This window comes from Priestia sp. P5_B4, assembly GCF_056400385.1.
Genome location: NZ_JBFULJ010000315.1, coordinates 1 through 4,059 on the forward strand (window position 1 = coordinate 1; position 4,059 = coordinate 4,059).

Genomic DNA, 4,059 nt, shown 5'->3' on the forward strand with positions numbered 1-4,059 from the left:
ACCTACCTGTAAGTGTAATTCTTTATTGCTACATTTAATAATTGCCGCTTGTCACCTCTCACATTTAATACTTCTACACTCTCATATCAAGCGCGTTAGTAATGAGCAGCTCTGAACCTTCGAGATCATCAAGCATATCGGTGAAGATAGCTTCGATATGAACAAGTGAAGTTTTAGCTTTCATTGGACATTGTTGTATAGCTGCTTTCTATTTCGGCTCTACTAATTCAATAAATGATCTTGCTTGTTTGCCCTTTAACTGTGCGTAGTGTGTATCTGTAGCTAATTCAACGGTTTCGTTTTCTAAGTTGACCCACATGCGATAAGATTGTACCTTTATATCCTTTTTTGTTTCTACCGGTTCAAAGTGAAGAATGTAGTTAGGTTTTCGAATCATTTCAGCTTTTTCTTCTCTCCATGATACATCTTTTAACCACTGCTGCACTTTCTGCACTTGATTTTGGTCTTTCATTTTAACCGCATGGCCATATTGATTATCGGCTATGTATTTTTCGATTACGAGCTTTTGTTCAACAGTACCGCTTGAAGCACTGCTTTGCTGACATCCTGTTATCACCCAACAAATAGCAATGAGAACAACTAATCCAGACCATACTTTTTTCATTTACATCTACCTTTCTTTGTGTAATTGAAATGAGATGTTCTTGCTGAATGATGCTACCAGCTGCTCGTTTTTAAATCTCTTTTTGCATTCTCCTTTCTTCATCTAAATCCCTGCTTCATTTGCTCAAAAAAACTGAATCCCCGAAAGGATCCAGTTTTTCGTTACAATTCGACATCTTCTATGACATGAACAGCGCGAATAGCAGCGTTTACTTTTGTATGTTGAATGCGCTCTTTTGCTTCTTGTATAGTCATTGCCTCTACTTCTTGATAAAAAATCACGTTCGCCCATTCATATTCTACTGAATAACGATTTATTTTTTCCACACGGCATCCTCCTTATTGATGAACTAAAATTTGATCAATCATGCCATATGCTTTTGCTTCATCCGCTGTAAAGAATGTATCTCAATCAGTGTCTTTTTTAATTGTTGAAAGCGACTGTCCTGTTCGTTCAGACAGCAGTTCATTTAAGTGGTCTTTTAACCGCAAAATACGCTTTGCTCGAATCTCAATTTCAGCTGCTTGTCCTTTTGCTCCTCCTAGCGGCTGATGAATCATCACTTCGCTATTAGGAAGAGCAAAACGTTTCCCTTTTTGACCACCCGCTAGTAAAAATGAACCCATAGATGCCGCTAGCCCTATACACAATGTGCTTACGTCTGCACGTATAAGCTGCAACGTATCAAAAATAGCCATGCCCGCTGTAATAGATCCTCCCGGTGAATTAATATAAATGCTGATATCTTTTTCTGGGTTTTCAGCATCTAAAAATAGAAGCTGAGCGATAATGGTAGTAGCCACCTCGTCCGTAACTTCACCTGTAAGCATAATCACTCGGTCGAGCAACAGCCTTGAATAAATATCATAGGCACGCTCTCCTTTGCTTGTTTGTTCCACTACATATGGAGTTAAGTTCATGTGACCGCCTCTTTCCCCTGAATTAGTACGAGCAAATTTTTTCACTTTTGCACTGATTTCATGATTTAAAAATGAATCCCCTATCAAATCTTCATCCGTAAATTTAATCATTAGAGAATGCCTTTTTTGCTGTATATGCAAGCTTTCATCGTGGTAATTCACAGCAACTGCAATTTCTGCCTGTGGATATAAAACGGCCTCTTCCGTGTAGAGCTCTATTAATAGAGGTTCATCGTCGATATGTTTTACTTCGATTTGCCCCTGTTCGTTTTCCCAGTATCCATTTAAGTTTGTCGTTTTAAACAGGCCTTCGGGCAGCTGAATATCAATCGTGATGTTTGTTACTTTTACTTGCGAACGTTCAAATGTAATACAAAGGTGGTTCATGCCTTCTTCTTTTTCCATCACTGATTTTGCCACAGCTAATTTAATCATGCGATGAATGATCCTTTAAAATTTGAGTAACAGACTCAATTACTTTTTGCCGTACGTCCGCTGATAAATTTCGGTTCATAGCGACAAACACATCTTCGTTCACTTGATGCATTTCTTGATTCTGAATTTGTTTACTTTGGTAAAGAGGGAACTGCGCACCGATGTTTTTTACTTCTTCATCACTCATTGAACGCAGCATTTCTTGAATCGAAGCTAGTGACTCACCTGCTTTTGATAATGTTAAAACGGCTCGAAAGTAGTGAACATGCTGATCTGTATACACGCGTTTGTTCCCTGCTAGCACTAGCGGAGGAACGATTTCTATTTGCGTGTAATACCGTACCGTACGCAGGTTCAAGTCCGCACCTTCATTATTTAATAACTCCGTAATTTGCTTTCCTGTATACGTATTCAAACAATCCCCCCTTATTAGTTACAGTTAACTGTTACACTATCATTATACTGTAAAGGTTTTGTTTTTACAATTAAAACCATGGTAAATTTTAGATAAACATATGAAAAGAACGAAACAAAGAGCCTAGTTCATATATCCGGGCTCTCTTTACTAAGCGAAAAAACATCTGTGTATATTTCAAACTATTTCTCCTGATACTTCTCGTGCTACACTTTAGTTATCTTAAAAAAGGAGAGAAAATATGATGGGGAATCCACGTATAGATTGCTTAGGGTGTCGATTAGCAAATAGCCAAGAGAAATCACATATAATATTTGAAGATTCGTTTGTGACGTGCCTATTAGATCACAAGCCGTTTAACGAAGGACACGTCTTAATTCTTCCTAAAACACATATAGTGGAAATTGACGAATTTGATACTGAACACATACTGGCCGTAATGAATGCAGCGAAGCTAATGACAAAAACAGTAAAGACGCTCTTTTTTCCAGACGGAGTTACTCTCTCTCAAAACGGGGGAATGTTTAACGAGTTAACTCATTTTCACATGCACGTCGTTCCGAGATATAAAGAGGAGTGTTTCGGAGATTTTTATACACAAATTCCCCAGTTTGCTGAAAAAAATGACGCTTTGGCTGCAATAGCTCAGAAAATGCGCCGCGTCATTCAGCAAATGTCTTTATAAAAAAAACGGCTTCCTTATGGAAGCCGTTCTTTTTACTGACGATCAAACAATGAACTTCCTGCAATACCAGGGTTCGTCATTTCAAATGGATTTAAAATAAGATCTAATTCCTCTTCTGTTAACACATCGTATTGAAGGCAAAGCTCACGAATTGGTTTTCCTGTTAAAATCGCTTCACGCGCAATACGCGATACGACTTCATAGCCTAAGTGAGGGTTAACAGCTGTAATAATTCCTACGCTTTTTTCTACATATTCTTTCATGCGCGTTTCGTTTGCTTCAATTCCTGCTAAACAGTGATCTGTAAAGCTTCTGAAACCGTTGTTCATGATGCTGATTGATTGAAGCAAGTTAAATACAAGCACAGGTTCCATGACGTTAAGCTCCATCTGACCTGCTTCTGAAGCAAGAGAGATTGTTTGGTCATTTCCCATTACTTGAAACGCAATTTGATTGATTAATTCAGCCATAACCGGGTTTACTTTTCCTGGCATGATTGAAGAACCAGGCTGACGAGCAGGAAGGCTGATTTCTCCTAGACCTGCACGAGGTCCAGAGGCCATTAAACGCAGGTCATTTGCAATTTTAGACATATTCGTCATACAGATTTTAAGCGCTGCAGATACTTCTGTATAAGCATCTGTATTTTGAGTAGCATCTACTAAATGCTCTGCATGCACAAGCGGCAGACCACTGATATCCGCTAAGTGTTTGACTACATTTTCAATATAGCGAGGATCTGCATTTAAGCCTGTTCCAACAGCTGTCGCCCCCATATTTACTTCATGCAAGTGGTCACGCGTTGCGCTGATACGCTTAATGTCGCGCGCTAACACGCGGCTGTATGCTTCAAACTCTTGACCAAGACGAACGGGTACAGCATCTTGAAGGTGCGTACGGCCCATTTTAATTACATGATCAAATTCTTGCGCTTTTCGTTTAAACACATCATGCATGTCATTCATTGTAACAAGAAGTT

The 4,059-nt window shown here is 39.0% G+C and carries 5 protein-coding genes and 1 pseudogene; 1 reads left to right on the forward strand and 5 read right to left on the reverse strand.

The features are described 5' to 3' along the window. Nucleotides 1–208: 208 nt before the first annotated feature. The 4 genes and pseudogenes from AC1DRF_RS18250 to AC1DRF_RS18265 all read right to left on the reverse strand — a co-directional run bounded on the left by AC1DRF_RS18250 (nt 209) and on the right by AC1DRF_RS18265 (nt 2,395). Nucleotides 209–625 carry a YhfM domain-containing protein gene (locus AC1DRF_RS18250; RefSeq protein WP_016764756.1) on the reverse strand — a complete coding sequence of 139 codons (417 nt, stop codon included), beginning with the start codon at nt 623–625 and terminating at the stop codon, nt 209–211. Between the two features lie 161 nt (nt 626–786). Next, a complete protein-coding gene (locus AC1DRF_RS18255) occupies nt 787–951 on the reverse strand; it encodes a hypothetical protein (RefSeq protein WP_377574473.1) in 165 nt (54 codons plus the stop codon). 12 nt (nt 952–963) lie between these two features. Beyond that, nucleotides 964–1,980 (reverse strand): annotated as a pseudogene (gene clpP / locus AC1DRF_RS18260) (ATP-dependent Clp endopeptidase proteolytic subunit ClpP). Continuing rightward, a complete protein-coding gene (locus tag AC1DRF_RS18265; protein ID WP_043981470.1) occupies nt 1,973–2,395 on the reverse strand; it encodes a MerR family transcriptional regulator in 423 nt (140 codons plus the stop codon). The pseudogene clpP and the gene AC1DRF_RS18265 overlap by 8 nt, the downstream one beginning before the upstream one ends. A 241-nt stretch (nt 2,396–2,636) precedes the next feature. On the opposite strand from AC1DRF_RS18265, the gene AC1DRF_RS18270 reads away from it, so the two are divergent. After that, complete coding sequence (locus tag AC1DRF_RS18270; RefSeq protein WP_427075993.1) at nt 2,637–3,080, forward strand: HIT family protein; 444 nt, start codon at nt 2,637–2,639, stop codon at nt 3,078–3,080. 32 nt (nt 3,081–3,112) lie between these two features. Here the strand turns inward: AC1DRF_RS18270 and AC1DRF_RS18275 are convergent. Beyond that, the coding region (locus AC1DRF_RS18275; RefSeq protein WP_477741337.1) for a lyase family protein at nt 3,113–4,059 on the reverse strand (947 nt) is incomplete at its 5' end.

What these genes read in the sequence shown, in the direction of transcription:
- AC1DRF_RS18270 (WP_427075993.1), top strand. Translation starts at nt 2,637, where the DNA reads ATGATGGGGAATCCACGTATAGATTGCTTAGGGTGTCGATTAGCAAAT.
- AC1DRF_RS18250 (WP_016764756.1), bottom strand. Translation starts at nt 625, where the DNA reads ATGAAAAAAGTATGGTCTGGATTAGTTGTTCTCATTGCTATTTGTTGG.